Origin of the sequence: Cellulomonas sp. zg-ZUI22 (assembly GCF_017353535.1) — a bacterium.
Taxonomy (GTDB): Bacteria; Actinomycetota; Actinomycetes; order Actinomycetales; family Cellulomonadaceae; genus Cellulomonas; species Cellulomonas wangleii.
On the sequence record NZ_JAFMUZ010000001.1, the window covers coordinates 1,608,674 to 1,633,264 of the forward strand.

The 24,591-nt window shown below is 74.7% G+C and carries 21 protein-coding genes and 1 riboswitch; of the genes, 6 read left to right on the top strand and 15 right to left on the bottom strand.

What is annotated here, in order from left to right:
- Window positions 1-136 precede the first annotated feature (136 nt).
- From J1G43_RS07425 to J1G43_RS07445, 5 genes are all read left to right on the top strand, one after another.
- Entirely contained in the window at window positions 137-1,636 is a 1,500-nt protein-coding gene (locus tag J1G43_RS07425) for a hypothetical protein (protein ID WP_207378219.1), read from the top strand.
- 436 nt (window positions 1,637-2,072) lie between these two features.
- Window positions 2,073-2,162, top strand: a riboswitch (ZMP/ZTP riboswitch).
- A gap of 67 nt (window positions 2,163-2,229) precedes the next feature.
- Window positions 2,230-3,510 carry a serine hydroxymethyltransferase gene (gene glyA / locus J1G43_RS07430; protein WP_207370374.1) on the top strand — a complete coding sequence of 427 codons (1,281 nt, stop codon included), beginning with the start codon at window positions 2,230-2,232 and terminating at the stop codon, window positions 3,508-3,510.
- A gap of 14 nt (window positions 3,511-3,524) precedes the next feature.
- The gene (locus J1G43_RS07435) at window positions 3,525-4,406 is read left to right on the top strand and encodes a bifunctional methylenetetrahydrofolate dehydrogenase/methenyltetrahydrofolate cyclohydrolase (RefSeq protein WP_207338925.1); all 882 of its coding nucleotides are present in this window, start codon (window positions 3,525-3,527) and stop codon (window positions 4,404-4,406) included.
- Between the two features lie 167 nt (window positions 4,407-4,573).
- On the top strand, window positions 4,574-5,053 hold the full coding sequence (locus tag J1G43_RS07440; protein ID WP_207338924.1) for a VOC family protein: 480 nt from the start codon (window positions 4,574-4,576) through the stop codon (window positions 5,051-5,053).
- Between the two features lie 57 nt (window positions 5,054-5,110).
- Complete coding sequence (locus tag J1G43_RS07445) at window positions 5,111-5,923, top strand: exodeoxyribonuclease III (RefSeq protein ID WP_207338923.1); 813 nt, start codon at window positions 5,111-5,113, stop codon at window positions 5,921-5,923.
- Window positions 5,924-5,972: 49 nt separating this feature from the next.
- On the opposite strand, the gene J1G43_RS07450 is transcribed toward J1G43_RS07445, so the two are convergent.
- The 14 genes from J1G43_RS07450 to J1G43_RS07515 all read right to left on the bottom strand — a co-directional run bounded on the left by J1G43_RS07450 (window position 5,973) and on the right by J1G43_RS07515 (window position 22,243).
- Window positions 5,973-7,217 carry an ABC transporter permease gene (locus J1G43_RS07450; protein ID WP_207378220.1) on the bottom strand — a complete coding sequence of 415 codons (1,245 nt, stop codon included), beginning with the start codon at window positions 7,215-7,217 and terminating at the stop codon, window positions 5,973-5,975.
- Complete coding sequence (locus J1G43_RS07455; RefSeq protein WP_207370376.1) at window positions 7,214-7,933, bottom strand: ABC transporter ATP-binding protein; 720 nt, start codon at window positions 7,931-7,933, stop codon at window positions 7,214-7,216. Before J1G43_RS07455 ends, J1G43_RS07450 begins: the two co-directional genes overlap by 4 nt.
- On the bottom strand, window positions 7,930-9,549 hold the full coding sequence (locus J1G43_RS07460; RefSeq protein WP_207378221.1) for a hypothetical protein: 1,620 nt from the start codon (window positions 9,547-9,549) through the stop codon (window positions 7,930-7,932). Before J1G43_RS07460 ends, J1G43_RS07455 begins: the two co-directional genes overlap by 4 nt.
- Before the next feature lie 28 nt (window positions 9,550-9,577).
- On the bottom strand, window positions 9,578-10,564 hold the full coding sequence (locus tag J1G43_RS07465; RefSeq protein WP_207378222.1) for a hypothetical protein: 987 nt from the start codon (window positions 10,562-10,564) through the stop codon (window positions 9,578-9,580).
- Window positions 10,565-10,770: 206 nt separating this feature from the next.
- Complete coding sequence (locus J1G43_RS07470) at window positions 10,771-11,979, bottom strand: ABC transporter permease (protein ID WP_207338918.1); 1,209 nt, start codon at window positions 11,977-11,979, stop codon at window positions 10,771-10,773.
- Entirely contained in the window at window positions 11,976-12,782 is an 807-nt protein-coding gene (locus tag J1G43_RS07475; RefSeq protein ID WP_207338917.1) for an ABC transporter ATP-binding protein, read from the bottom strand. The genes J1G43_RS07470 and J1G43_RS07475 overlap by 4 nt, the downstream gene beginning before the upstream one ends.
- Window positions 12,779-13,801 (bottom strand): efflux RND transporter periplasmic adaptor subunit, encoded by a 1,023-nt coding sequence (locus J1G43_RS07480; RefSeq protein ID WP_207378223.1) that lies wholly within the window; start codon window positions 13,799-13,801, stop codon window positions 12,779-12,781. The genes J1G43_RS07475 and J1G43_RS07480 overlap by 4 nt, the downstream gene beginning before the upstream one ends.
- Before the next feature lie 139 nt (window positions 13,802-13,940).
- Window positions 13,941-15,188: a galactokinase gene (gene galK / locus J1G43_RS07485; RefSeq protein WP_207378224.1), complete on the bottom strand. Its 1,248-nt coding sequence runs from the start codon at window positions 15,186-15,188 to the stop codon at window positions 13,941-13,943.
- An 89-nt stretch (window positions 15,189-15,277) separates the two neighbouring features.
- Window positions 15,278-16,483, bottom strand: a complete 1,206-nt coding sequence (gene galT / locus J1G43_RS07490; protein ID WP_249670579.1) for a galactose-1-phosphate uridylyltransferase — start codon at window positions 16,481-16,483, stop codon at window positions 15,278-15,280.
- On the bottom strand, window positions 16,480-17,292 hold the full coding sequence (locus J1G43_RS07495; protein WP_207378225.1) for a DeoR/GlpR family DNA-binding transcription regulator: 813 nt from the start codon (window positions 17,290-17,292) through the stop codon (window positions 16,480-16,482). The genes galT and J1G43_RS07495 overlap by 4 nt, the downstream gene beginning before the upstream one ends.
- A gap of 102 nt (window positions 17,293-17,394) precedes the next feature.
- Window positions 17,395-18,828: an endo-1,4-beta-xylanase gene (locus tag J1G43_RS07500; protein WP_207338913.1), complete on the bottom strand. Its 1,434-nt coding sequence runs from the start codon at window positions 18,826-18,828 to the stop codon at window positions 17,395-17,397.
- 349 nt (window positions 18,829-19,177) lie between these two features.
- Window positions 19,178-20,344 carry an Mrp/NBP35 family ATP-binding protein gene (locus J1G43_RS07505; RefSeq protein ID WP_207338912.1) on the bottom strand — a complete coding sequence of 389 codons (1,167 nt, stop codon included), beginning with the start codon at window positions 20,342-20,344 and terminating at the stop codon, window positions 19,178-19,180.
- A gap of 53 nt (window positions 20,345-20,397) precedes the next feature.
- On the bottom strand, window positions 20,398-20,940 hold the full coding sequence (locus J1G43_RS07510) for a DUF1003 domain-containing protein (RefSeq protein WP_207338911.1): 543 nt from the start codon (window positions 20,938-20,940) through the stop codon (window positions 20,398-20,400).
- Window positions 20,933-22,243, bottom strand: a complete 1,311-nt coding sequence (locus tag J1G43_RS07515) for a magnesium transporter MgtE N-terminal domain-containing protein (protein WP_207338910.1) — start codon at window positions 22,241-22,243, stop codon at window positions 20,933-20,935. Before J1G43_RS07515 ends, J1G43_RS07510 begins: the two co-directional genes overlap by 8 nt.
- 100 nt (window positions 22,244-22,343) lie before the next feature.
- Here J1G43_RS07515 and J1G43_RS07520 point away from each other — a divergent pair, with 100 nt between their 5' ends.
- The gene (locus J1G43_RS07520; RefSeq protein ID WP_207338909.1) at window positions 22,344-22,988 is read left to right on the top strand and encodes a general stress protein; all 645 of its coding nucleotides are present in this window, start codon (window positions 22,344-22,346) and stop codon (window positions 22,986-22,988) included.
- A gap of 36 nt (window positions 22,989-23,024) precedes the next feature.
- Here J1G43_RS07520 and J1G43_RS07525 read toward each other — a convergent pair whose 3' ends face one another.
- Entirely contained in the window at window positions 23,025-24,578 is a 1,554-nt protein-coding gene (locus tag J1G43_RS07525) for an aminopeptidase P family protein (RefSeq protein WP_207338908.1), read from the bottom strand.
- Window positions 24,579-24,591 lie beyond the last annotated feature (13 nt).

Here is a 24,591-nt window from a genome sequence, read left to right on the forward strand (position 1 = left end):
TGCCGCGGCCGCCTCACGCGGTGCGGCGACCTCGCGCATGAGCCGCGCCCGCAGGCGCGGCCGCCGCCCGGGGCCCGTGCGTCACCGATGACGGTTATGCGCTCAACCGGGGGGTACGTCCTGCCGATGCCAGGGTGTGACGCGTGCCCCGGCCTCCTCGTCCCATCCCCTCGACGGGGCGGCCGGCGCCGACCGTCGGGAGCTGTCGAGCGCGTGGGCGCTCGCCGCCGAGGACGTCGACGACGTACCGCTGGCCGCGGCGCTGTGGTCGCAGGTCGACGACCCGCGCGGCACGTCCGGGCGCGCCCGTCTCGCGCTGCTCGCCGGCGACGCCGCTGGTGCGCTCGCGCTGCTCGAGACGGCCGGCGTGGCCGACGTGCCGGCGGACGGCCCCCGCAACGTCGACCACCTCGTCGTGCTCGGGTGCCGCGCGGCGCTCGGCCGCCAGGACGAGCTGTCGCGCCTCGTGGCCGCCGGCTCGACGCTCCCGGCGCAGGTGCGGCTCACCTACCTGTACGTGCTCGGTGCCGCCGCCGAGGGTGCAGGTCAGCAGGCGCTCGCGGACGACGTGTGGCTCAGCGTCGTTGCGGACCACGGCGTGCGCACGCCCCACGCCCTGAGCCGGTGCGTCGCGGCGTGGGTGCAGGGGCGTCGCGGCACCGACCCGCGCGCGCTCGTCACACGGGTGGCCCAGGGGGCGCACGAGCTGGTCGGGGCGGTCCCACGCCCCTGGGAGGACGTCGCGACGCTCGAGGCGACGACGCGCCTGCTCGTGGCGCGGGGCGACGCCGCCGGTGCGGCCCTGCTGACGGCCGCGGTCTGTCGCCTGGGTCCGAGGAGCGAGGCGCTCGACGCCCTGGAGGCCGCGCACGCGCCGCGCCGCCGGATCTCGCAGCGCGTCGTCCCGTTCCTGGTGCTCGTGGTCGCGCTCGGGCTCTCCATGGTGCTGGTCCGGCACGGGCTGCCCGGCATGATCCTCGGGGCTGCCGCGATCCGGGCGTCGCGGCGCTGGTGGCCACCGGTGCACGGCATGTCCGTGGCCGACGGCCGCGCCTGGGACGCCCTCGTCGCCCTGCGGTTCGACGAGAGGTCCGGTCAGCCGCAGGAGAACCTGACGTCGCTGCGCCTGCTCCCTTCGCTCGGCGCGGTGTGCGGCCTCGGGGTCGGCGTGCCGCTCGGTGTGTGGTGGGGCCAGTGGGCGCTCGACCCCGTGCACGGCGTCCCGGTGCAGGTCGCGGGCGTCGTGTTCGGCCTGTGCTGGCTGGTCGTCCCGTCGCTCGCGGTGTGGGCGGGGGTGCGCGCGGACCGGGAGCGTCGCCGACGTGCGGCGGCCCGCACCCGCGCCGAGGTGGACGCCGCCGAGCTCGAGCAGGCCCCGACCTGCCGGTGCTGGCAGGTCTCGGCCCTCGTGGGGCGCTTCGCCGAGCGGTACGCGACGTCCCATCTCGGCGTGGCGACCGGTGTCCTCCCGGTCGCGGGGCGGGCGGCGTCCGTCCGGGTCTGCCCGCTGTCCGGCATGCGGTGGCTGGCCACCGCCTCGCTCGGCGGTGCCGGCGTGGTGCTGCTGCGCGGGCCGGGGCCGGGCCCCGTCGCCCCGGCCGCGCCCGCCGCGCCCGGCACCGGCGGGTACATCTGACGTGCCGCCCGCACGGCTCGCACCCGCGGACGCGGGACACGAGGCGGCCGACGCCCGCCCGGGCGACGCGGACGAGTGCGTCGACCTCACCCTGAGCGGCGACCTCACGTGGACGGTGCGGCGGGGCCCTCGTCGCCTGGTGGTCCGGGGTCCGTCTGGACGACGCGTGGCTCGACGTCGAGGTCCGCACCGCGTGCAGCGACGACGTGCACGGGGTCCACGTGGCCGTGGGGGGAGGGCGGCGACGTCGGGACCGGCGAGATGCATGTCGGCCACGGCGACGGCATGCCCCTCTGGCCGTTCGCGTTCCACCCCGACGTGGGTGGCGTGGGGGGGGCATCGGTGCCGGGCCGACCGTCGACCACGGGCCGCGCGGCGCGCTCGTGGGCGGCGTCCCGTGGACGCGACGCCCGCCGCGCGTGGCACGTTGCTAGGCTGTCCCGGTCGCGACTGGCGCAGCAGGTGGGTCACCACCGGGGAGCGACGCAGCAGCTGGACCAACGGGTCGGACGCCTGGGCCCTCGGTCGCCCCACACCCGACGTGTGCGGTGCGCCGGACGCCCGCACAGTTGACTGCGACAGGAGCCCTTCGTATGAGCGAGAACGTGCTCGACCAGAACATCTCCGACCTCGACCCCGAGATCGCCGCCGTCCTCGACGGTGAGCTGGCCCGCCAGCAGAACACCCTCGAGATGATCGCGTCGGAGAACTTCGTGCCGCGCGCCGTCCTGCAGGCGCAGGGCTCCGTGCTGACCAACAAGTACGCCGAGGGCTACCCGGGCCGCCGCTACTACGGCGGCTGCGAGCAGGTCGACATCGCCGAGACCATCGCGATCGACCGTGCCAAGGCCCTGTTCGGCGCCGAGCACGCCAACGTCCAGCCGCACTCGGGCGCCACGGCCAACGCCGCGGTGCTGCACGCGCTCATCAACGCCGGCGACAAGATCCTCGGCCTCGACCTGGCGCACGGCGGGCACCTCACGCACGGCATGCGCATCAACTTCTCGGGCAAGCTCTACGACGTCGCCGCGTACGGCGTCGACCCGCAGACCTTCCGGGTCGACCCCGAGGCCGTGCGCAAGGCGGCCCTCCAGCACCGGCCCGACGTGATCATCGGCGGCTGGTCGGCGTACCCGCGCCACCTCGACTTCGCCGCGTTCCGCGAGATCGCGGACGAGGTCGGCGCCAAGCTGTGGGTCGACATGGCGCACTTCGCCGGCCTGGTCGCCGCGGACCTGCACCCGTCGCCCGTGCCGTACGCGGACGTCGTGTCGTCCACCGTGCACAAGACCATCGGCGGCCCCCGCTCCGGCTTCATCCTCAGCAAGGGCGAGTACGCCAAGAAGATCGACTCCGCGGTGTTCCCGGGCCAGCAGGGCGGCCCGCTCATGCACGTGATCGCCGCCAAGGCCGTCGCGTTCAAGATCGCCGCGGGCGAGGACTTCAAGGCGCGTCAGCAGCGCACCATCGACGGCGCGCGCATCATCGCCGACCGCCTCACCGCCCCGGACGTGGCCGCGGCCGGCGTCTCGGTGCTCACCGGCGGCACCGATGTCCACCTCGTGCTCGTCGACCTGCGCCACTCCACGCTCGACGGCCAGCAGGCCGAGGACCTCCTGCACTCCGCGGGCGTCACGGTCAACCGCAACGCGGTGCCCTTCGACCCGCGCCCCCCGCGCGTCACGTCCGGCCTGCGCATCGGCACGCCCGCGCTGGCCACGCGCGGCTTCGGCGACGCGGAGTTCACCGAGGTCGCCGACATCATCGCCACCGCACTGGTCGAGGGCACGTCGGCCGACGTCGAGGCGCTGGCCGCCCGGGTGCGCAAGCTGACCGAGGCGTTCCCCCTGTACCCCGGCCTGCAGCAGTACTGAGCGGCGGCCCACCGATGACCGCTCAGAAGCTCGACGGCAGCGCCACGGCCGCCGCCATCAAGGCCGACCTCACCACCCGCGTCGCGGCGCTGGCCGCGCGCGGCGTGGTGCCCGGGCTCGGCACGCTGCTCGTCGGCGACGACCCCGCCTCGCGCTGGTACGTCAACGGCAAGCACAAGGACTGCGCCGAGGTCGGCATCGCCTCCCTGCGTGAGGAGCTGCCCGCCGACGCCACGCAGGCCGACATCGAGGCCGCCGTGCAGCGGCTGAACGACGACCCGTCCTGCACCGGGTACATCGTCCAGCTGCCGCTGCCGCAGGGCATCGACACGCACCGCGTGCTCGAGCTGGTCGACCCCGAGAAGGACGCCGACGGCCTGCACCCGATGAACCTCGGGCGGCTGGTGCTGCGGGTCAACGACGAGATCACGTCGCCGCTGCCGTGCACGCCCGCGGGCATCATCGAGCTGCTCGAGCGGCACGACGTCCCGCTGCGCGGGGCCGACGTCGTCGTCGTGGGGCGCGGCGTGACCGTGGGCCGGTCCATCGGCCTGCTGCTCACGCGGCGCGCCGTCAACGCCACGGTGACGCTCACCCACACGGGCACCGAGGACCTCGCGGAGCACACGCGCAACGCCGACGTCGTCATCGCCGCGGCGGGCGTGCCGAGCATCATCACCTCGGAGATCGTCAAGCCGGGCGCCGTCGTCGTGGACGTGGGCGTCTCGCGCGTCGAGGACCCCGAGACGGGCCGCAGCCGGATCGTCGGCGACGTCCACCCGAACGTCTGGGACGTGGCGTCCTGGGTCTCGCCCAACCCCGGCGGGGTCGGGCCGATGACCCGCGCGATGCTGCTGGCCAACGTCGTCGCCACCGCGGAGCGCCAGGCAGGCTGACGTCGTCGTCGCACGCCCACGGGCCGGGTCGCACGTCGACCCGGGCCCGTCGGCGTCGTGGGGACCGGCGTCCTCGGACGCGGGGCGCGGCCGGCAGGTGCCGGGCGATGAGTCGGGGGGACGGCACCGGTCCGTACGGGGGTACGCGCCGACGAGAGGAGCCCGTCATGGGCATGGTCCGGTCCCACCTGTGGTTCGCCGAGCGGGGTCACGAGGCCGCGCAGTTCTACGTCTCCGTGGTACCGCGGTCGCGGATCACCCGCGTCCAGCACGCGCCGGCCGGCGTCCCCGACGTCGCCGAGGGGGAACCCTTCCTCGTCGAGCTGGAGCTCGACGGGCACGCCGTGACGATCCTCACGGCCGGTCCGCAGTTCACCCCCGACGAGGCGTTCTCGTTCGTGCTGGGCGTGGAGACCCAGGAGGAGGTCGACCACTACTGGGACGCACTCGTGGCCGGCGGCGGGGTGCACAGCCAGTGCGGCTGGCTCAAGGACCGGTACGGGGTGTCCTGGCAGGTCGTGCCCACGGCGCTCGACGAGATCATGTCGCGACCCGATGCCGCGGGCGTGGCGCGGGCCACCCAGGCGATGCTGAGGATGCAGAAGCTGGAGATCGCGCCGCTGGAGGCCGCCTACGCGCAGGGGTGACGAGCGCGACGTCGTGGTGGCGGCGGTGGTGCCGGCGGGGTGGGGCAGGATGGCTGCGTGCTCCGCGTCGCCACCGTCAACGTCAACGGTATCCGGGCCGCCTTCCGCCGCGGCATGGGGGAGTGGCTCGACGTCCGCAAGCCCGACGTCCTGCTGCTGCAGGAGGTGCGCGGCTCGGACGAGATCCTCGCCGACCACCTGCCGCCCGGTGAGTGGCACCTGGCGCACGAGGCGGGGCACGCCAAGGGACGCGCCGGGGTGGCGATCGCGTCGCGCCTGCCCATGAGCGCGGTCCGCATCGGGCTCGGGACGGGTGTCACCGGCGACGCCGGGCGGTGGGTCGAGGCCGACCTCGAGGTGCCGGCCGAGGGGGAGCACCCTGCGCGCACGCTCACGGTGGCGTCCGCCTACCTGCACTCCGCCACGGCCGGCGCGCCGTCGATGGACGAGAAGCACGCGTTCCTCGCGCACGTGACCGCGCGGCTCGAGGCCCTGGTGGCCGCCGACGGGCTCGCGGTGGTCGCGGGCGACCTCAACATCGCCCACCGCGAGGTCGACATCAAGAACTGGAAGGGCAACCTGAAGAAGGCCGGGTTCCTGCCCGAGGAGCGCGCGTACCTGGACCGGTGGTTCGACGGGCTCGGCTGGCGGGACCTGGGCCGCGACCTCGGTGGTCCCGGACCGGGGCCCTACACGTGGTGGTCCTGGCGGGGTCAGGCCTTCGACAACGACGCCGGGTGGCGCATCGACTACCAGCTGGCGACGCCCGCGCTCGCCCGGGCAGCCCGCACCGCCGTGGTGGACCGGGCGGAGACGTACGCCGCGCGGTTCAGCGACCACGCCCCGGTGGTCGTGGAGTACGACCTGTGATGACGCGCCGTGCCGACGGCGTCGTCACGGCCCGGGCCGTGCGCCCCGGTCAGACGCCCCCGCGCAGGGCCGAGATCGGCTCGATCGAGGCCGCCTTCATCGACGGGTAGAGCCCGGCCAGCAGCCCGATCAGCCCACCGGAGAGCGCCGCGACGGCGACCATCCGCAGGTCGAGGATCGGCGTCCACCGGGACGCGGCGGACACGGCGGTGACCACGGCGACGCCGAGGGCCGCGCCGACGAGGCCACCGAGCATGCCGACGACCACGGACTCGACCATGAACTGCGCGGCGATCTGGCGCCGGGTCGCGCCGAGCGCGCGCCGCAGGCCGATCTCGCCGACGCGCTCCAGCACCGACAGCAGGGTCACGTTCGCGATCCCCACCCCGCCGATGAGCAGCGCGACACCGCCGAGCGCCAGGAAGATCGCGCTGATGTCGGCCTGCACGCTGCGCTGCACGGCCGAGCCCCCGGTCGGCACGGCCACCTTCACCGCCTCGGGCGCGTCGGGGCTCAGGGCGGTCGGCAGCTGCGAGCCGACGACCGGTCCGGCACCCACCTGCAGGTGCAGGTGGAGCTCCTGCGGCACGGTCAGGCCCAGGTCGGCACGCGCGGTCCCGTTCGGCAGGATCACCGCCGACAGCAGGTCGGTGCGCCGCACCACGTCGTCGACGACGCCGATCACCTGGTACGCGCGCTCGCCGATGAAGATCGACGGCTGCCGGTCGACCCGCACGACGCCGAGACGCTCGGCGGCGTCCGCCCCGAGCACCACGACACGGTCGCCCCGCTGGTCGTGGCCGGCGTCGAAGTAGCGGCCCTGCACCACGCGCCCGTCGAGCGCGGCCAGTGCACCGGCGCTCGTGGCCATCACGGGCGTGCTCGCCGTCCGCGACGCGGACGGGTCGTGGACCGGGACGGCCGTGACCTCCAGCCCCTCGGCCTCGATCTCGGACACCAGGCCGGCGGCCTCGACGCCGTTGAGCCGCTCGGCCCGCGCGGGCGCGTCCCAGGGCAGCGAGCCGAGCGCGAGCTCGTCGCCGCCGAGCCTGCTGGTCGCGGCCTCCGCCGCCCCCTGCGTGGCGGCGACCGCGTCGAACTGCTTGTTGATCTGCCCGGCCGCGGTCTGCGCCAGCCCCACCGTCACCACGACGGACGCGATGCCCAGCACGGTGCCGAGGATCGTCAGCATCAGCCGGCCCGGTCGTGCCCCGATCCCGGCGGCGGCCTCCGCGAGGAGGTCACCCGCCCCGAACCGGTCCGTGCGCGGCACGTGCTGCGCGACGGCGGTCACGTGATCTCCCGCAGGTGGCCGTCGGTGATGCGCACGCGCCGCTGGGCGCGTGCGGAGACCTCGTCCTCGTGCGTGATGACCAGGAGCGTCAGGCCGTCGGCGTGCAGCTCGTCGAAGAGCTCGAGCACGGCGGCCGAGCTCTCGGAGTCGAGGTTGCCGGTCGGCTCGTCGGCCAGCAGGACGCGCGGCTGCGACACGACGGCGCGGGCGACGGCTGTGCGCTGGCGCTCCCCGCCGGACAGGACCGTGGGGCGGAAGTCGAGCCGGTGGCTCAGCCCCACGCGGTCCAGCGCCTCGGCCGCCCGGTCCCGCCGCTGGGTGCGCGGGACGCCGCTGTAGAGCGTCGCGAGCAGCACGTTCTCCAGCACGGTGCGGTGCGGCAGCAGGTGGAACGCCTGGAAGACGAACCCGATGTGCTGGGCCCGGAGGGCGGCCCGCTCCCGCTCCCCGGCCTGCGCCGTGGGGATCCCGTCGACCAGGTACTCCCCGCTCGAGGGCCGGTCCAGCAGTCCGAGGAGGTTCAGCAGCGTCGACTTCCCGGAGCCCGACGGGCCAACGACCGAGAGGTACTCCCCGGCGCGGACCTGCAGGTCAGCGGGATGCAGGGCGTTCACCGGCGGGTCGCCGGGGAACTGCCGGGCGGCCCCCCGCAGCTCCACGACCGGGGGGACCGCGTCGGTCGCACCGTCGGCGCCGAGGAGGTCGAGCACGGTCACGCGTCCTCCTCGGCGTCCGGCTCCGACCCGCCGGCCGGTGTGCCGTCGTCGGACGGTCCCTCCTGCGGGGAGATGCCGACCACGACCAGGTCACCGGCCTCGATCGGATCCTGCGACCCGGCGATCTCGACGTAGCCCGACGCGGCCAGGCCGGTCGTGACCTCGACGAGCCGGCTCCCGCCGTCCGCGACGAGCTCGAGCCGGCTCTCACCGCCCGGTCCCGCGGTGAGGGCCGCCAGCGGGACGGCCAGCACCTCCCCGTCGGTCGAGCTGACCGGGATCCGCACCCGCACGTTGGTGCCCTGCACGGCGGCCAGCTGCTCGGGTGTCAGCTCACCGACGCTGAGGACGACCCGGCGGCGGTCGCCGGTCGGCGCGGTGCCACCGCCCGAGGTCGTCTCCTCCTTGTCCGCGCCGGCCTTCGGGGCCGTGATCTCCGCGACCGTCACGGGGACGTCGGTGCCGTCGACGGCGACCGTGCCCACCGTGCCCGGCACCAGCAGCTCGGCGTCCGCGCGCGAGGCCGACGCGGTGATCTGGACCGTCGCCCCCGACAGGCTCATGAACTCGCCCTGGACGATCCCGCCCCGCTCCACCTCGACGGCGTCCACGCGCCGCGGCAGCGACGGCAGGTAGACGACCTCGGTCGCGGGCAGCGGCGTCATGGCCTCGGCCTGGGCCTTCGCCAGGGTCTCGCGCGCGGCGGTCAGCGCGTCGCGCGCGGCGCGCACCGCCTCGCGCTCGGCGGTGGTGTCCGGCCCGACGTCCGCCGCGGCGCGTGCCGCCCGGGCGGTGGCCAGGGCCGCGTCGGCCTCCACCCGCGCGGGTGGGGAGCAGTCGACGACGCTCTCGGCGTCCTCCGCCGGCGGGGCTGCGCACTGCGCGGTGAGGTACGCCAGGCGCGCCTCCGCGACCTGCACGTCCCCGTCGAGCGCCGCCACCGGCGTGCCCGCCGCTGCCCGCCCGGCGGCTGACAGCCCCGCCTCCGCGGCGCGGACCGACGCCTGCGCACCGGTGACGGCCTCCTGCGCGGCCTCCACCGCCTGCTGGACCTCCGGGCCGGCGGTGGGCGCCTCGTAGCCCACCTTCTGGTACAGCGCGCGCACGCCGGCCGCCGTCGCGGCGTCGTACGTCGCGCCGCCCGGGTCGCCGCCGTCGAGACCGACGGCGCGCAGCGCGTGCTTGAGCTGCTGCACGTCCGGCCCCGAGACGCCCGAGCGCAGGGTCCGGTACGTCGGCAGCTCCCCGGGCAGGACGATCACGGGCCGACCGACGACCTCGAGCGCGACCGAGGCAGCCTCGACCGTGGCGCCGACCTCCTTGACCTGCCCGGTGACGACGGCCGGTCCGCCGAGGTCGCCCGTCTCCATCGCGAGGTCGACCGGGTCGTCGTACCCCACGTCACCCCGCAGCAGGACCTCGTTGGCGATGACCCGGCTCTCGACCGGCACCGTGATGGGGCCGGCGGTCGGTGGGGCGGCGTTCGCGGCGGCCTGGCCGGGCGAGACGATCAGCCGGGACAGCAGCAGGCCGAGCGCGAGGCAGACGACGGCGACGACCGCCATGACGACGATGGTGCGCCGCCCGCCGGACACGTGCGTGGTGACCCTGCTCATGACGTGACCCCCCGTGCCGGTGCGGCCGTCACTCGCTCGGGGTGCTGCCACCCGTGGCGGCCTCGAGCTCTGCCCCGTACTTGTCCCAGAGCCGCTTCTCGAGCTCCAGGTTCGCGACGTCGTAGGCCTCGTCGTAGCCCGTGGAGGCGCGGCACTCGTAGTCCGCGGGCGCGAGGCTCAGCTCCTGCTCGCGCAGCTCGGCCTCGGCGGCGGGGTCGATCTCGTACGCCGCGGGGTCGAGCTCGTCGGGGTCGGCGTCGGGGTCGTACGCCGGCAGGGCCTGGTACAGGGCGTCCCACTGGTCGTAGACGCTCTGCTGCGCCTCGTCGGGGCCGGCGAAGTCGAACCCGGCCTCGGCCATGCACGCGGACCACTTCTTCTCCGCCTCGGCGAGCTCAGGGTTCGCGTCCGCGAGCCCCTCGTACTCGCGCTGCATCTCGTCCCAGAAGGACTCCAGCGACGGGTTCGACCAGATGTCCTGGTCGTACACCTCGTGCTGGGCCTTGCCGTTGCAGCCCTGCTCCTCCCAGCCCGGCATGTTGGTGCCCTCCGGGTCCGCCGCGTAGTCGTAGTCCGCCATCGCCCCCATCAGCGCCTCGTAGTAGGCGGCCTGCTCGCTCTCGGACATCACGGCCACGTAGTCCTCGTTGGGGTCGACCCAGTCCTCGCCGCTCCCGTACAGCTCGTCGCTGAAGGTGACCCCGTACCCGTACTGCTCGGCGAACTCCTTCGTGTCCATCTCCGGCGCGTCCTCGGCCTCGCCCCCGGCCATCGGCTCGGCAGGCGCGTACTCGAAGCCCTCCTCGGCCATGCACGCCGCGACGATCTCCTCGGCCTCGCGCTGCTGCCGCTCGTAGTCCTCGCCCTCGTACGAGCCGCCGACCTTCTCGAACCACGCGCTCAGCGGTCCGGTCGCGTCGTCCGACGGGGCGTCGGACCCGCCTGCGGTGCAGCCGGCGAGGACGAGTGCCGCGACGGCGAGGCTGAGGACGGGGAGGCCGGGGGTGCGACGCATCGGCGTGCCTTTCTCGGGGGTCGATGACGAGAGTCAGGGCACTGTCGACGAGCGCCGTGGCCGACGATAGCCAGGGCGTCGTGGGCGCCGGGTCGGGCGCGAGGATGACGTGAGGACGACGTGGGGAGGACAACCCTCGAAAGGTTGGGCTACCAGGGTCTGATCCTGTGCGGGTCCGGTGACGCGTGCCCGCCCGGGCGGCCTCGTCAGTACCGGATCGCGTCGATCACCTTGACGCGGACCGCCACGGTGGCGGGCAGGAGCCCCGCCAGCGCGCCGACCCCCGTCGCGCACACCATCCCGATGACCGCCGCGGACACCGGGAACGGTGGCATGTCCTGGATCCCGCCGCCGAAGAGGAAGTCGACCGGGATGTTCTTGACCACCGCGACGGCGAGCACGACGCCGACCAGGCCGGCCACGACGGTCGCGACGACCGACTCCATGAGGACCCCGAAGAAGATCCGGCCGGACGTGGCGCCGAAGGACCGGCGGATGCCGATCTCGCGGATGCGGTGGCGGACGGTGACCAGGGCGATGTTGACCAGGCCCAGCCCGCCGAGGAACAGCGCGAAGGCGCCCACCCCGAGCGCCACCCACCGTGCCGCACCGTCCAGGCCCGACGAGCCGGTCGTCCGGTTGTCGCCGATCTGCACCTCCCACCCGGGCAGCGCCGCCATGACGTCGCGCCGCAGGCGGGGCGCCAGGTCGTCGGCCGCCTCGGGCGGCACCCACACCTTGAGCGACGGGACGGTCGGCCCCCACTCGGGCTCGGCCGGCGTGTACCAGCGCGCGAGCTGGTCGTGGAGGACGTACGCCGACGGCCCCTCGCCCTGCCACGCCTTCGGCGTGACCCCCACGATCGTGGCCAGGACCGGCGACGCGTCGCCGAGCAGGACCGTCGGGCGGCTCGCCAGCCCGGAGACCCCGAGGGAGTCCAGGAACGCCTCGTTGACGACGACGACGGGGGCGAACGTCTCGACGTCGGCCTCCGTGAACCACCGGCCCTCGGCCACCCCGATGCGCTGCATGGTGCCCAGGTCGGGGTCGACGACACGTGTCTCGGTGGGCCGCGTCCCGTCGGGGAAGCGGAACGGCACCTGCGTGTACATGTCCCGGCTGGCGTAGGTGATGCCGTAGCGCTCGAGCGCCGTCGCGTAGGCCGCGTCCAGCGCCCCGGTGTCCGCCTGCAGGTCGGGGCTCATGGCCCACGCGTCGACGCTCAGCGTCACCTGCCGGCCGTTGAAACGCTCGTCCTGCTCCGTGAAGCCCTGCGCGAGCATCTGCACGGCCGCTGTCACGGCGGTGATGGCGGTGACCGCCGCGGCCACCCCGACCAGGGCGAGCAGGACGCGCATCTTGTGCAGCCGGAGCTCGTCCCAGGCCTCGACGACCGCCCCGACCAGCCCGCTCACGGGTGCACCTGCGCCGGGACGGACGGGCCGAGCTCGGGGACACCCCGCACGGCGCCGGGCAGCGCCCGCGCACCGGGCAGCGTGGGCACGTCCCCGACCCACTCGTGGCCGGCTCCGCCCAGGTCGACGGGCACGAGCACCCCCTCGGTCAGCCGGTAGTGGCGCTGCGCCCGGGCGGCGACCGCCAGGTCGTGGGTGATGGTGACCAGCGCCGCGCCCGTGATCGACGCGATCTCGTCGAGCAGGCCCATGACCTCCTGGCCGGTCTCGACGTCCAGCGCACCGGTGGGCTCGTCCGCGAGGATCACGCGGGGTCCGCGGACCAGCGCCCGCGCGATGGCGACGCGCTGCTGCTCGCCACCCGACAGCTTCTCGGGCATGGTGTCGAGCCGGTCGCCCAGCCCGACGCGGTCGAGCATCTGCGCCGCGAGCGTCCGCCGGTGCCAGAACTGCCGGCCCCGGGCGTACATCAACGGCGCGGCGACGTTCTCCAGCGCGGTGCGCCCGGCCAGCAGGTTGAACTGCTGGAACACGAACCCGAAGTCCTCGCCCCGCCGGCGCGTGCGCTCGCGGGCGGACAGCCGGCCGATGGGCGTGCCCTCGAGCAGGTACTCGCCGTCCGTCGGGGCGTCGAGCAGGCCGAGGATGTTCAGGAGGGTCGACTTGCCGGTGCCGGACCGCCCCACCACGGCGACGTGCTCGCCGGTGTCCACGCTCAGCGTCACGCCGCGCAGGATCTCCAGCAGCCGGTCGTCGGGCAGGCGGACGGACCGGGTGACCCCGGTCAGCTCCAGGAGGCTCATGCGCAGACCGCCGGGTCGAACTGCGACGGGTCGGCGCAGTCGACCTCGCCCTCGTCGGCGGGCACCGGGACGAACTGCATGACCAGGTCGCCGAGCGCCAGGCCCTCGGTGATCTGCACGACCTGGCCGTCCGTCAGGCCGAGCCCGACCTCGCGCTGCTCCGGCTCGGCGCCCTCGGCCGCGACCACCCAGACGTTGCCGCGCTGCACGGTGCCCTGCACGGCGCTGACGGGGACGACCACCGCGTCGGGGGCCGTGCCGTTGACGATCTCGAGGTCCGCCCCCAGCCCCGGGAACGCGGTCACGTCGCCCGGCAGCGAGCACGCGATGGTGCCGGAGGGGGTGGTCGTGGTCTCGGTCTCCGTGTCGCCCGGCGTCGAGGGCTGCGCGGCGGCGCCGATCCGCAGCCCGCTGCAGGTGAACGGAGCCGGCCCGCCCTTGAGGGTCACCTGCGCCTCGGCCGGTGCGCCCACCAGCCGGTACTGCTGGTCCGGCGTCAGGGTCCCGGAGACCGACAGGGTGCCGGGGGAGACCTGGCCGACCGTGTCGCCGACCGAGACGACCTGGTCCTTGAGGGTCGGCATGGCGAGCGTCCCGGCGACCGGCGCCGTGACCTGCTCGACGACCACCTTGGGCTTGCGCTCGGTCACCGTGGTCTCGCCCGTCGTGGGGTCGGTCCGGGTCAGCGGCTCCTGCGGCGTCTCCTGCCGGATCTCGAGGACCGGCGTGCCGGCCTCGACCCGCGCACCGTCGGCCACCAGCACCTTGGACACCGTGCCGGCCAGCGTCGCGCGCACGGGCACGGCCGGGTCCGCGACGACCGAGCCGCGGACGGTCACCGCGTTGGTGATCGTCGCGGTCGTCGCCTCGACGGTCGGTTCGACCACCTGTCCGGTCGGCTCGGCCCCGGACGCGTCGGTGCTGACGTCGGCACCCGCGAACGCGATGCGGACCAGCGCCACCGCGATGACGGCCCAGATGATGATGCGCAGGGTGGGAAAGACGTAGCGACGGACCACTGCGGTGAGCTCCTCACGTCGGTGCCGGGGACGGCACCACGACTGCGGGACGCCTCGACCCTGGGGAGGTTAGCGAGCAGCCCGTGGACGTCGCGTCAACCTGCGGGAGGACGTTGCGGGACGGGTCACCCGCCCGGTCTCATGCCGCGGGAGGACCCGCGACCGCGACCGCGAACGCCGGCGTGGCGAGGCCGCGCGCGGCGAACGCCGCCGCCACCGCCGTCGCGACCGCGTCCACGTCCGCGGCCCGGACCAGCGCGATCGCGGACCCGCCGAACCCGCCCCCGGTCATCCGGGCCCCGAGCGCGCCGGCGGCGCGGGCCGCGTCCACGGCCACGTCGAGCTCATGGCAGGAGACCTCGTAGTCGTCCCGCAGCGACGCGTGCGAGGCGTCCATGAGCGGCCCGGCCGCCGGCACGTCGCCCGCGTCGAGCGCCTCGACGAAGGCACGTACGCGAGCGATCTCGGACGTGACGTGCCGGACGCGGCGCACGAGGACGTCGCCGTCGGCGGCGGTGGCGAGCGCGGCCAGCGCGGCACCGGTGCCCTCGGCCGCGTCGGCGACCTCCCGCAGCGACGGGACACCGAGCCGACGTGCCGCGTCCTCGCACGCGGCGCGGCGCTGCGCGTACTCCCCGTCGACGTGCGAGTGCTCCGCACGGGTGTCGACCACCAGCAGCGCCAGGCCGTGCGCGGCCAGGTCGAAGGGCACGTGCCGCACGCCGCCGTCCCGGCAGTCCAGGAGCAGCGCGTGCCCCGCGCGGGCCCGCAGCGACGCGGCCTGGTCCATGCCGCCCGTCGGTGCGCCCGCCATCTCGTTCTCGGCGCGCACGCACAGCTCGGCGACGCGGGCACGACCGGCGTCGTCACGTGCGGCGCCGTCCGCGTCGACCCCACCGGCCAGGCCGAGGCCGTGCACCGCGTCGAGCGCGACCGCGACCGACGCCTCGAGCGCCGCCGACGACGACAGACCGGCGCCGAACGGCACGCACGAGTCGATCGCGACGTCGAACCCGCCGACGTCGTGGCCCGCCTCGCGCAGCGCCCACGCCACGCCCACGACGTACGCCGCCCATCCCCTCACCGCGCCGGGCACGGCGTGCGCCAGGCGGACCTCGCGGACCCCCGACGGCTCCTGCGCGGACACCAGGCGCACGAGGTCGTCGTCGCGCCGCGCGACCGCGGCGTACGTGCGGTGCGGCAGCGCGACGGGCAGCGCGAGGCCGGCGTTGTAGTCGGTGTGCTCACCGATGAGGTTGACGCGGCCGGGGGCGGACCAGACGCCGTCGGGCGCCGTCCCGAACGTCGCGTCGAACAGCTCCCGGGCACGCTCCTCGCCCGCCGGGCGGTCCCAGGCCGCGGTCCAGACGGTGGCGGTGTCGGTCATGGTGGTCTGCTCCGTGCTCGTGCGTGCGGGGTGCGGGGGTGCCGTGGGGGTCGAGGGGGGCGTCGCGGGCGTGCCCGCGGCCGACCGGCTCACGCGAGCTCCTGCAGGCGGCGCGCGATCCGCTCGGGCGTGGTGTCGGAGATCCACGAGGCCATCGCGGACTCCACCCCGGCCAGGTACTTGAGCTTGCCCGGCGCCCGCAGCACGGAGAAGACCTGCAGGTGCAGGCGGGACACGTCGCGCCCCTCGTGCACCGGGGCCTGGTGCCAGCCGCTGATGTAGGGCAGCGGGATCGCACCGCCGTCACCGTCGACGAAGAACTGGTCGAGCCGGCGCAGCAGGGTGAGGTAGGTGGTCGACAGGTCGGCCTTCTCGGCGTCGGTCAGCGCCGGCAGGTCCGGCACGTCGCGCCGCGGTGCGAGGTGCACCTCGACGGGCCACCGCGCGGCGTACGGGACGTACGCCACCCAGTGCTCGGACTCCAGCACCACCCGGCGGCCGTGGCGCAGCTCGGCGTCGAGGACGTCGCGCAGCAGCAGCCGACCTGTGGCCTCGTGGTGCGCCCGGGCCTGCCGCAGCATCGCCTGCGTCCGCGGGGTCACGTACGGGAACGCGTAGATCTGGCCGTGCGGGTGGTGCAGGGTGACGCCGATCTCCTTGCCGCGGTTCTCGAAGCAGAACACCTGCTCGACACCGGGCAGCGCGGACAGCTCCCGCGTGCGGTCGGTCCACGCCTCGACGACCGTGCGCATGCGCCGCGGCCCGACGGTGGCCAGGGACGCGGTCGGGTCGGACGAGAAGCAGATGACCTCGCAGCGGCCCACGCCCGCGCGACGCTGCCACAGCGGCTCGCCGTCGACGAGCTCGGTGCCGGTCTCCACCCCGGGCAGGGTCATGAGGGAGGGGAACCGGTTCTCGAACACGACGACGTCGTAGTCGGTGTCGGGGATCTCCCCGTCCTGGTAGGCCGCGCCGGGCCGCGCCGGGGCGAGGGGGTTCGCGTCCGCCGGGGGCAGGAACGTGCGGTTCATGCGGTGCGCCGCCATGGGGATCCACTCGCCGGTGAGCGGGTCCAGGCGCAGCTCGGGTCCGGTGACGGGGTGCGCGACGCCGTCGGCGTCGACGACGGGGGCGTACCGGTCCGGCAGCGGGCGCGGGTCGTCGAGCCGCCGCGTGGCCGCCCCGGAGACGTACGGCTCGGAGTCGTCGAAGTAGATGAGCTCGCGGCCGTCGGCCAGCCGGGTGGCGGTGCGGCGCACGCGGGCGGCGAGGTCGGGCTGCGGGTCGGTGCTCACTGCTGGCCTCCGGGGGTGGCGGGGGTGGCGGTCGGGGCGGCCAGCACGAGGCGGGCGACGGCGTCGGCGAGGTGGGCACGGGCGTCGGGGGCCAGTCCCGTGTCGACGACCAGGGTGTCGATCTCGTCGAGGCCGCAGATGCGCGCGAGGCCGACCGTGCCCCACTTGGTGTGGTCGGCCAGGACCGTGGTCGCCGCCGCGCAGCGCACCAGGGCGCGGTCGGTGGCGGCCTCGGCGAGGTTGGGGGTCGTGGCGCCGTCGGCGTCCAGACCGTGGACGCCGAGGAAGGCGCGGTCGACGCGCAGGTGGTGCAGGGTGGCGTCCGCGACGGGCCCGACGAGCGCGTCCGACGGGGTGCGGGTGCCGCCGGTGAGCACGACCTCGACGTCGGGGACGCCGTGCAGCGCGTCCGCGACGCGCAGGCCGTTGGTCACCACCGTGAGCGGGCGCAGCGCGGGGTCGGCCGCGATCAGCGTGGCCAGCAGCCAGGTCGTGGTGCCGGCGGACAGTGCGAGCGACTGGCCGGGTTCGACGTCGGCGAGCGCGGCGCGGGCGATCGCGGACTTCTCCGCCGACGACCAGGTGCGCTTGGCCTCGAAGCCCGGCTCGTCGGTCGAGCGGGCGGGGGTGTCGGGGGCGACGGCGCCGCCGTGGACGCGGCGCACGAGGCCGTCGCGGGCGAGCTCGGCGATGTCGCGGCGGACCGTCATGTCGGAGACGTCCAGCGCGGCGACGAGGTCGGCGACGCGCACGGCACGGTGCGTCCGGATCTCGTCGAGGATCCGTTCCCGCCGTTGGGTGGCAAGCATGAGAACAGTATCCATCACGACCGAACAGAAACCAACATTCAGTGGGGTGCCCTGCGGTGCCGGGCCCCTGCCATCACGACGACGGGGCGGACGATCAGGTCGTCAGGAGGCCGAGCAGGCCACCGTCGGCCACGTCCAGTTGCCGCCGTGCTGCACGGTGAAGCCGAACGACACCGTCTGGCCGTCAGCCAGGGCGCCGCTGCCGCTGGGACGCATCGTCATGACGTTGCCGCTGCTGTCCCAGGTGGGCGAGCCGCTCCAGGTCGCGATGATGCGCTGCGGGGACCGGACCGTGACGGTCGAGGTCCAGCTGCTGATGTTGCCGTTGGCGCGGATGGTCACCGTGCCGTTGAACCGGTCGTTCCACTTCTGGCCCTCGGAGTACGTCGCCGTGCAGGTGCCGCTGCCCGTGGGCGGCGGCGTCGTCGTCGGGGTCGGCGTCGGGCTGGTGCTGGGGCCGGGCGTCGGGCTCGTCGAGGGGCCGGGTGTCGGGCTCGTGCTCGGGACCGGCGTGCCGCCGGCGTTGAGCGCGTTGAGCGTGCTCGTGTAGGCCGCCTTCTTGTTGCCCGAGCCGTCGAACAGCAGCGGGGTGCCCGAGGCGCGCCACGAGTCGCTGTCACGCACGCCCCACACCGTGATGCCGGTGCAGCGGGCCACGGAGAGGCAGGCCTGGACGACGCCCTGGAACTGCTGCGCCTGCGAGGAGCCGGAGCCCTCGATGTCGAGCTCGGTGATCTGCACGTCCACGCCGAGCGCGGCGAAGTTCCGCAGCGTCACGTCGTAGTTCGACGGCACCGGGTTGCCCGAGTTGAAGTGCGCCTGGAAGCCGACGCAGTCGATCGGTACGCCGCGCGCCTTGAAGTCCTTGACCATGTTGTAGACGCCCTGCGTCTTGGCGTGGGACCAGTTGTCGGTGTTGTAGTCGTTGTAGCAGAGCTTGGCGCCGGGGTCGGCCGCTCGGGCGGCGCGGAAGGCCGCCTCGATCCAGTCGTTGCCCGTGCGCTGCAGGTTGGAGTCGCGGCGGCCGCCGGAGTTCCCGTCGGCGAACGCCTCGTTCACCACGTCCCAGCTGTGGATCTTGCCGCGGTAGTACGTGGCGACCTGGGTGACGTGGTCGAGCATGGCCGTGCGCAGGCTGGGGCCCTCCATGGTCCGCATCCACTCGGGCTGCTGGGAGTGCCACGCGAGGGCGTGCCCGCGGACCTGCTTGCCGTTCTGCCGGGCCCAGTTGACGATGCGGTCGCCCGAGGACCAGTTGAACTGGCCGCGGTTGGGCTGCATCGCGTCCATCTTCATCTCGTTCTCGGCCGTGATCATGTTGAACTCACGGTTCGCGATGTTCGTGTAGGTCCCGTCGTTGAGCCGGCTGGCCGCGATCGCGGTGCCGAAGTAGCGACCCGACTCTGCGGCGGCCGCCTGGAGCGTGCTGCCCGCTGCGGCGGCCGGCACGGCCAGGGCCACGGCCAGGGTGGCCACGGCGACGGCGCTGACGGCGCTGGCGCGTCGGCGTCCATGCCGGTGACGTGTGATCGTCATCGATCCCTCCTCAGGGTGGTCTGCCGGCGAGAAGCCGGCAGCACACCGTCCTTCAGGGGAGGTTTAACGTCAATACTTTCGGAGCCGGAGCAGAGAGTTTCGAGGGGCCCCTAATCGTTTCACCACTCTCAGAGGGGATCGCGCCGCTCGCTGTGGGCGATTAGGTTGGAAACTGGCGTGACCCACGTCACGTTCGCGGTCACGGCGGCGGCGGGCTCGCGCGCCTCGGCACCGAAATTATCGGCGCGAAGGGCGGGGCCACGACGTGCCCCGGGCCCTGGCGGGGGTCCGCTCCCGCGGCGTCGGCGACTCGGCGCGACGACTCGGCGCGACGACTCGGCGCGACGACTCAGCGCCCGACGGGCGACAGGTCCAGCGGGCGGCCCGCCAGGTTCCGCGGCCGGGACGCGAGGGTGCGGGCGACCGAGCGCAGCACCGCGGCCGCGGGGGAGTCGGGCGCCGTCAGGACGACCGGTGCCCCGCCGTCGCCGGCCTCCCGCAGCGCGACGTCCAGCGGCACCTGCCCCAGCAGCGGCACAGCAGCCCCGGTGAGCCGCGCGAGGTTGTCTGCGACCCGCTGCCCACCGCCGGCGCCGAACAGCTCCAACCGGCTGCCGTCGGGCTGCTCGAGCCAGGACATGTTCTCGACCACGCCCACGACGCGCTGGCGCGTCTGCACCGCCACGGCACCGGCGCGCTCCGCCACCTCCGCCGCCGCGACCTGCGGCGTGGTCACGACCACCAGCTCGGAGCCCGGCAGCAGCTGCGCCACGGAGATCGCGATGTCGCCCGTCCCGGGGGGCAGGTCCAGCAGCAGCACGTCCAGGTCGCCCCAGAAGACGTCCGCGAGGAACTGCTGCAGCGCCCGGTGCAGCATCGGCCCGCGCCAGACCACCGGCTGCCCGGCCGGCACGAACATGCCGATGGACACGACCTTGACGTCGTGGGCGACCGGCGGCAGCAGCATGTCGTCGACCTTCGTCGGCGGGCGGTCCACGCCGAGCATCCGCGGGATGGAGAAGCCGTAGATGTCGGCGTCGACCACGCCCACGCGCAGGCCGTCGGCGGCCATGGCGACGGCCAGGTTGGCCGTGACCGACGACTTGCCGACGCCGCCCTTGCCCGAGGCGACCGCGATGACCTTGGTCAACGACCCGGGCTGGGCGAAGGGGATCTGCGGCTCGGCGTCGGTGCCGCGCAGCATCGTGCGCAGGTCGGCGCGCTGCTCGGCCGACATCACACCCAGGTCGACGCGCACGCCGACCACCCCGTCCAGGGGTGCCACCGCGGCCGTCACGTCCCGCGTGAGCGTCTCCTTCAGCGGGCACCCGGGCGTGGTCAGGTCGAGACCGACGACGACGAACGCACCGCCCTCGCGCGGCTCGACCTCCACGGACCGCACCATCCCGAGGTCCGTGATCGGGCGACGGATCTCGGGGTCCTGCACGCCGGCCAGGGCCGTGCGGACGGCGTCGACGAGCGGGTCGGCGGGCGCGGGGTTCTCGAGGGGCGGCACCCCTCCATCGTAGGTCGCCCGCGGGGCCGCACCGCGGGCCCGACGCCCCGTGGTCAGCGGTCGGCCGTGCCGCGCCGTGCGTCGCCGTGCCGCCGGTCGTGGTGGTCGTCCGCGGCCGCGGCCTGCTCCGCCTGCAGGTCCTCCAGGAGGCCCCGCAGCTCGGAGCGGACGAAGTCGCGGGTGGCGACCTCGGACAGGGCGATGCGCAGCGACGCCATCTCGCGGGCCAGGAACTCCGTGTCGGCCAGGTTGCGCTCGGCCCGCTGCCGGTCCTGCTCCGCCGAGACGCGGTCCCGGTCCGCCTGGCGGTTCTGCGCGAGCAGGATCAGCGGGGCGGCGTACGACGCCTGCAGCGAGAGCATCAGCGTCAGGGCGGTGAAGCCGTTCTCCGACTGGTCGAACCGCAGGTGCTCCGGACCCCACGAGTTCCACGCGAGCCACACCACGCAGAACGCCGTCAGGTACAGGATGAACCGCGGCGTGCCGAGGAACCGCGCGATGGACTCCGAGACGCGGCCCGAGGCGTCCGCCTCGACCTGCCAGCGGGGCAGCAGGGAGCGGCCGCGCACCCGCGGCTGGTCGAGACGCTCAGCCACGTCCCACCGCCCTGCCGTCGCGCGTCACCGCGGTGGGCCGCGTCGGCGGCCCCACGTGCACGTCGTCGGTCTCGCGCCAGTCGTCGGGCAGCAGGTGGTCCAGCACGTCGTCGACCGACACCGCGCCCAGCAGGCGGCGCTGCTCGTCGACGACCGGCAGGGCCAGCAGGTTGTACGTCGCCAGCTGGCGCGTCACCGACAGCAGCGGCGCGTCCACCGCGACCGGTTCCAGGTCCGTGTCCACGATCTGCCCGATCGCCTCGTGCGGCGGCTCGCGCAGCATCCGCTGGAGGTGCACGACGCCGATGTAGCGGCCGGTCGGCGTCTCCAGGGGCGGGCGGGCGACGAAGACGAGCGACGCGAGGGCGGGGTTGAGGTCCTGTCGCCGCACGTGGGCCAGCGCCGCGGCGATCGACGTCTCCGGCCCCAGGATCACCGGCTCGGTGGTCATCAGACCCCCCGCGGTGTTGTCCTCGTACGCCAGCAGGCGGCGCACGTCCTTGGCCTCGGCCGGCTCCATGAGCGCCAGCAGCTCTGCCGCCTGCTCCTGGGGCAGCTCGCCCAGCAGGTCGGCGGCGTCGTCGGGCTGCATCGCCTCCAGCACGTCGGCCGCGCGCCCGCGCTCCAGCCCGCCCAGGATCGCCACCTGGTCGTCCTCGGGCAGCTCCTCGAGCACGTCCGCCAGGCGCTCGTCGTCGAGCGCCGAGGCGACCTCCAGCCGGCGCCGCACGCCCATGTCGTGCAGCACGTCCGCCAGGTCGGCGGGCTTGAGGTCCTCGTACTGGGCGAGCAGCAGCTGGGCGCCCTGCGACTCCGACGGGCGACCGAGGCCCACGACCTCCTCGATCGGCAGCAGCATCGTCTCGCCCCGCCGGCGCAGCAGGCCACCGCGCTGGTCGGTGCGCCGCACGAAGACCTTGGTGACCCACCAGTCGCCGTTGCGCTGCAGCTCCATCGCCACGTCCTCGACGCGCGCCGTGCCCGAGCCGTCGGCGAGCTCGACCGTACGGTCCAGCAGCTCGCCCACCACCAGGGTCTCGGACACGCGCTGCTCGAAGCGGCGCATGTTGACCAGCCCGGTGGAGATGACCTGGCCCGCGTCGACCGCCGTCACGCGCGTCAGCGGCAGGAAGACCCGGCGCCGGCCGGGGACCTCGACCACCAGGCCCACCGCGCGGGGTGCGCCCGTCAGGCGCACGAGCACGACGACGTCGCGCACCCGGCCGACCTCGTCGCCGATCGGGTCGAAGACGGCGGTGCCGGCGAGACGCGCGACGAACACCCGGGCGCCGACGCTGCTCACGCCGGTCAGCCTAGACGCCGACCTCCCGTCCGGCCCGCCGCCGGCCCGGCGAGCCGGACGCTCCCTGGCGGCCCCGGGGCCGGTGCGGGAGGATCAGCACATGTCGTTCCCGCAGTCCGAGCGCATCCCCACGACGCCCACCCTGCCGACGGGCGAGACCGTCGCGACCTACGGCACGTACCTGCAGGCGCAGAAGGCCGTCGAGCTGCTCGCCGAGAAGCAGTTCCCGGTGCGGGCGGTGACCATCGTCGGCACGGACCTGCGCATGGTCGAGCGCGTCATCCGTCGGCTGTCGTACCCGAGCGCGGCGCTGGGCGGGTTCCTGTCCGGTGCGTGGTTCGGCCTGTTCGTGGGGCTGATCCTCACGCTGTTCTCGACGGGCGGCGCCAGTGTCATGCTGCCGGCCGTGCTGTTCGGCGGTGCGTTCGGGCTGCTGTTCTCCGTCATCGGGTACTCGCTCACGCGCGGTCGGCGGGACTTCGCGTCCGCCAGCCAGATCGTCGCCACGTCGTACTCCGTGCTGTGCCAGGCCGAGCACGCCCACCGCGCGCGCACCCTGCTGGCGGACACCGGGGGCGTGGTCTCGGGCTGGCCCGAGCCGGTGCGTCCGCCGGCACCCCCGGTCGGGGCCCCGCCGTCCGACCCCCGGCCGGGGTACGGACCGCCCACGACCCCGCCGCCGGCGCAGCAGCCACCCGCGCCGCCCGCGCAGCCGCCCGCACCGCCGGCGCCTCCGAGCGCCTGAGCCCCGGCGGGTCACCGGTGCCCGGGCGACGCCGACTCAGCCCTCGCGGAGCGCGGCCATCCAGGCCTCGACGGCATCGGGGTCCCGCGGCAGCGCCGCCGAGAGGTTCTCGTTGCCGTCGGCCGTGACGAGGACGTCGTCCTCGATGCGCACCCCGATGCCGCGGTACTCGGCCGGCACCAGCAGGTCGTCGGACTTGAAGTACAGGCCCGGCTCGATGGTGAACACCATGCCGGGCTGCAGCACGCCGTCCAGGTAGAGCTCGGCCCGGGCCTGCGCGCAGTCGTGCACGTCGAGGCCGAGGTGGTGCGACGTGCCGTGGACCATCCAGCGGCGGTGGTGCTGGTTGTCGGGGTGGAGGGACTCCTCGGCGCTGACCGGCAGCAGCCCCCACTCCTCGAGCCTCGCGGCCAGCACGCGCATGGCCGCGTCGTGCACGTCGCGGAACCGGGCACCGGGGACCGCGGCCTCGAACCCGGCGTCGGCGGCGTCGAGCACGGCCTGGTAGACGCGGCGCTGCACCTCCGTGAACGTGCCGTCCACGGGCAGCGTGCGGGTGACGTCCGCGGTGTAGAGCGAGTCGACCTCCACGCCGGCGTCGACGAGGACCAGCTCGCCCGGGCGCACCAGGCCGTCGTTGTCGGTCCAGTGCAGCGTGGTCGCGTGGTCGCCCGCGGCGGCGATCGTCGTGTAGCCGACGTCGTTGCCCTCCTCGCGCGCGTGCCCCAGGAACGTGCCCTCGATGACGCGCTCGCCGCGACGGTGCGCGACCGCGCGCGGCAGGGCGCGCACCACCTTCTCGAAGCCCGCGATCGTCGCGTCGACCGCCAGCCGCATCTGCTCGACCTCGTACGCGTCCTTGAGGAGCCGCAGCTCCGAGAGCGCCTCCGCGAGCCGCGCGTCGGCCTCGCCCGTGGCTTCCTCGCCGCGGATCTGCGCGACGACCTCCTCGACGGCCTCGTCGGACTCGGGGACGACCAGGACCTGCACACCGCCGGCTCCCACGTCCTTCGCCAGGGCGTCGCGCAGGTCGTCGAGGTGCGCGGTCGTGATGCCGGTGGTCGTGGCGATCTCGTCGAGCGTGGGCCGTGCGCCCACCCAGAACTCGCCGTACCGGGCGTCGGAGAAGAACTCGGGGGTGTCGCGCCCGGCCAGCGGGTTCATGTAGAGCACGGCGCGGTGCGCGCTGCCGTCGTCGCCGGTGCCGTCCGGCACGGGGTGCAGCACCAGCACGGCGTCGGGCTCCTGCTCGGTGCCCAGCCCGGTGAGGTGGGCGAAGGCCGCGTGCGGGCGGAACCGGAAGTCGGTGTCGTTCGACCGCACCTTGAACGACCCGGCGGGCACCACGAGCCGCGTGCCGGGGAACTGCGCGGAGAGCGCGCTGCGCCGTGCGGCGGCCATGTCCGCGACGGGGGCGCGGGTGGCGGTCGACGCCGGACGCTCGCCCCAGCCGGACGTCACGAACTCGACGAAGCGCCGTGACTGCGGCCGGTGCGACCGGTTGGAGCCGCGCTCCTCGAGCGGCTGCTCCTCGGCGGCCGGCGTGAGCGTCTCGGAGGTGAGGTTCTCGGGATGCTGGTCGGTGCACACCCTCCCAGTCTCG

What these genes read in the sequence shown, in the direction of transcription:
- glyA (WP_207370374.1), top strand. Translation starts at nt 2,230, where the DNA reads ATGAGCGAGAACGTGCTCGACCAGAACATCTCCGACCTCGACCCCGAG.
- J1G43_RS07435 (WP_207338925.1), top strand. Translation starts at nt 3,525, where the DNA reads ATGACCGCTCAGAAGCTCGACGGCAGCGCCACGGCCGCCGCCATCAAG.
- J1G43_RS07440 (WP_207338924.1), top strand. Translation starts at nt 4,574, where the DNA reads ATGGGCATGGTCCGGTCCCACCTGTGGTTCGCCGAGCGGGGTCACGAG.
- J1G43_RS07460 (WP_207378221.1), bottom strand. Translation starts at nt 9,549, where the DNA reads ATGAGCAGGGTCACCACGCACGTGTCCGGCGGGCGGCGCACCATCGTC.
- J1G43_RS07465 (WP_207378222.1), bottom strand. Translation starts at nt 10,564, where the DNA reads ATGCGTCGCACCCCCGGCCTCCCCGTCCTCAGCCTCGCCGTCGCGGCA.
- J1G43_RS07475 (WP_207338917.1), bottom strand. Translation starts at nt 12,782, where the DNA reads ATGAGCCTCCTGGAGCTGACCGGGGTCACCCGGTCCGTCCGCCTGCCC.
- galK (WP_207378224.1), bottom strand. Translation starts at nt 15,188, where the DNA reads ATGACCGACACCGCCACCGTCTGGACCGCGGCCTGGGACCGCCCGGCG.
- J1G43_RS07495 (WP_207378225.1), bottom strand. Translation starts at nt 17,292, where the DNA reads ATGCTTGCCACCCAACGGCGGGAACGGATCCTCGACGAGATCCGGACG.
- J1G43_RS07500 (WP_207338913.1), bottom strand. Translation starts at nt 18,828, where the DNA reads ATGACGATCACACGTCACCGGCATGGACGCCGACGCGCCAGCGCCGTC.
- J1G43_RS07520 (WP_207338909.1), top strand. Translation starts at nt 22,344, where the DNA reads ATGTCGTTCCCGCAGTCCGAGCGCATCCCCACGACGCCCACCCTGCCG.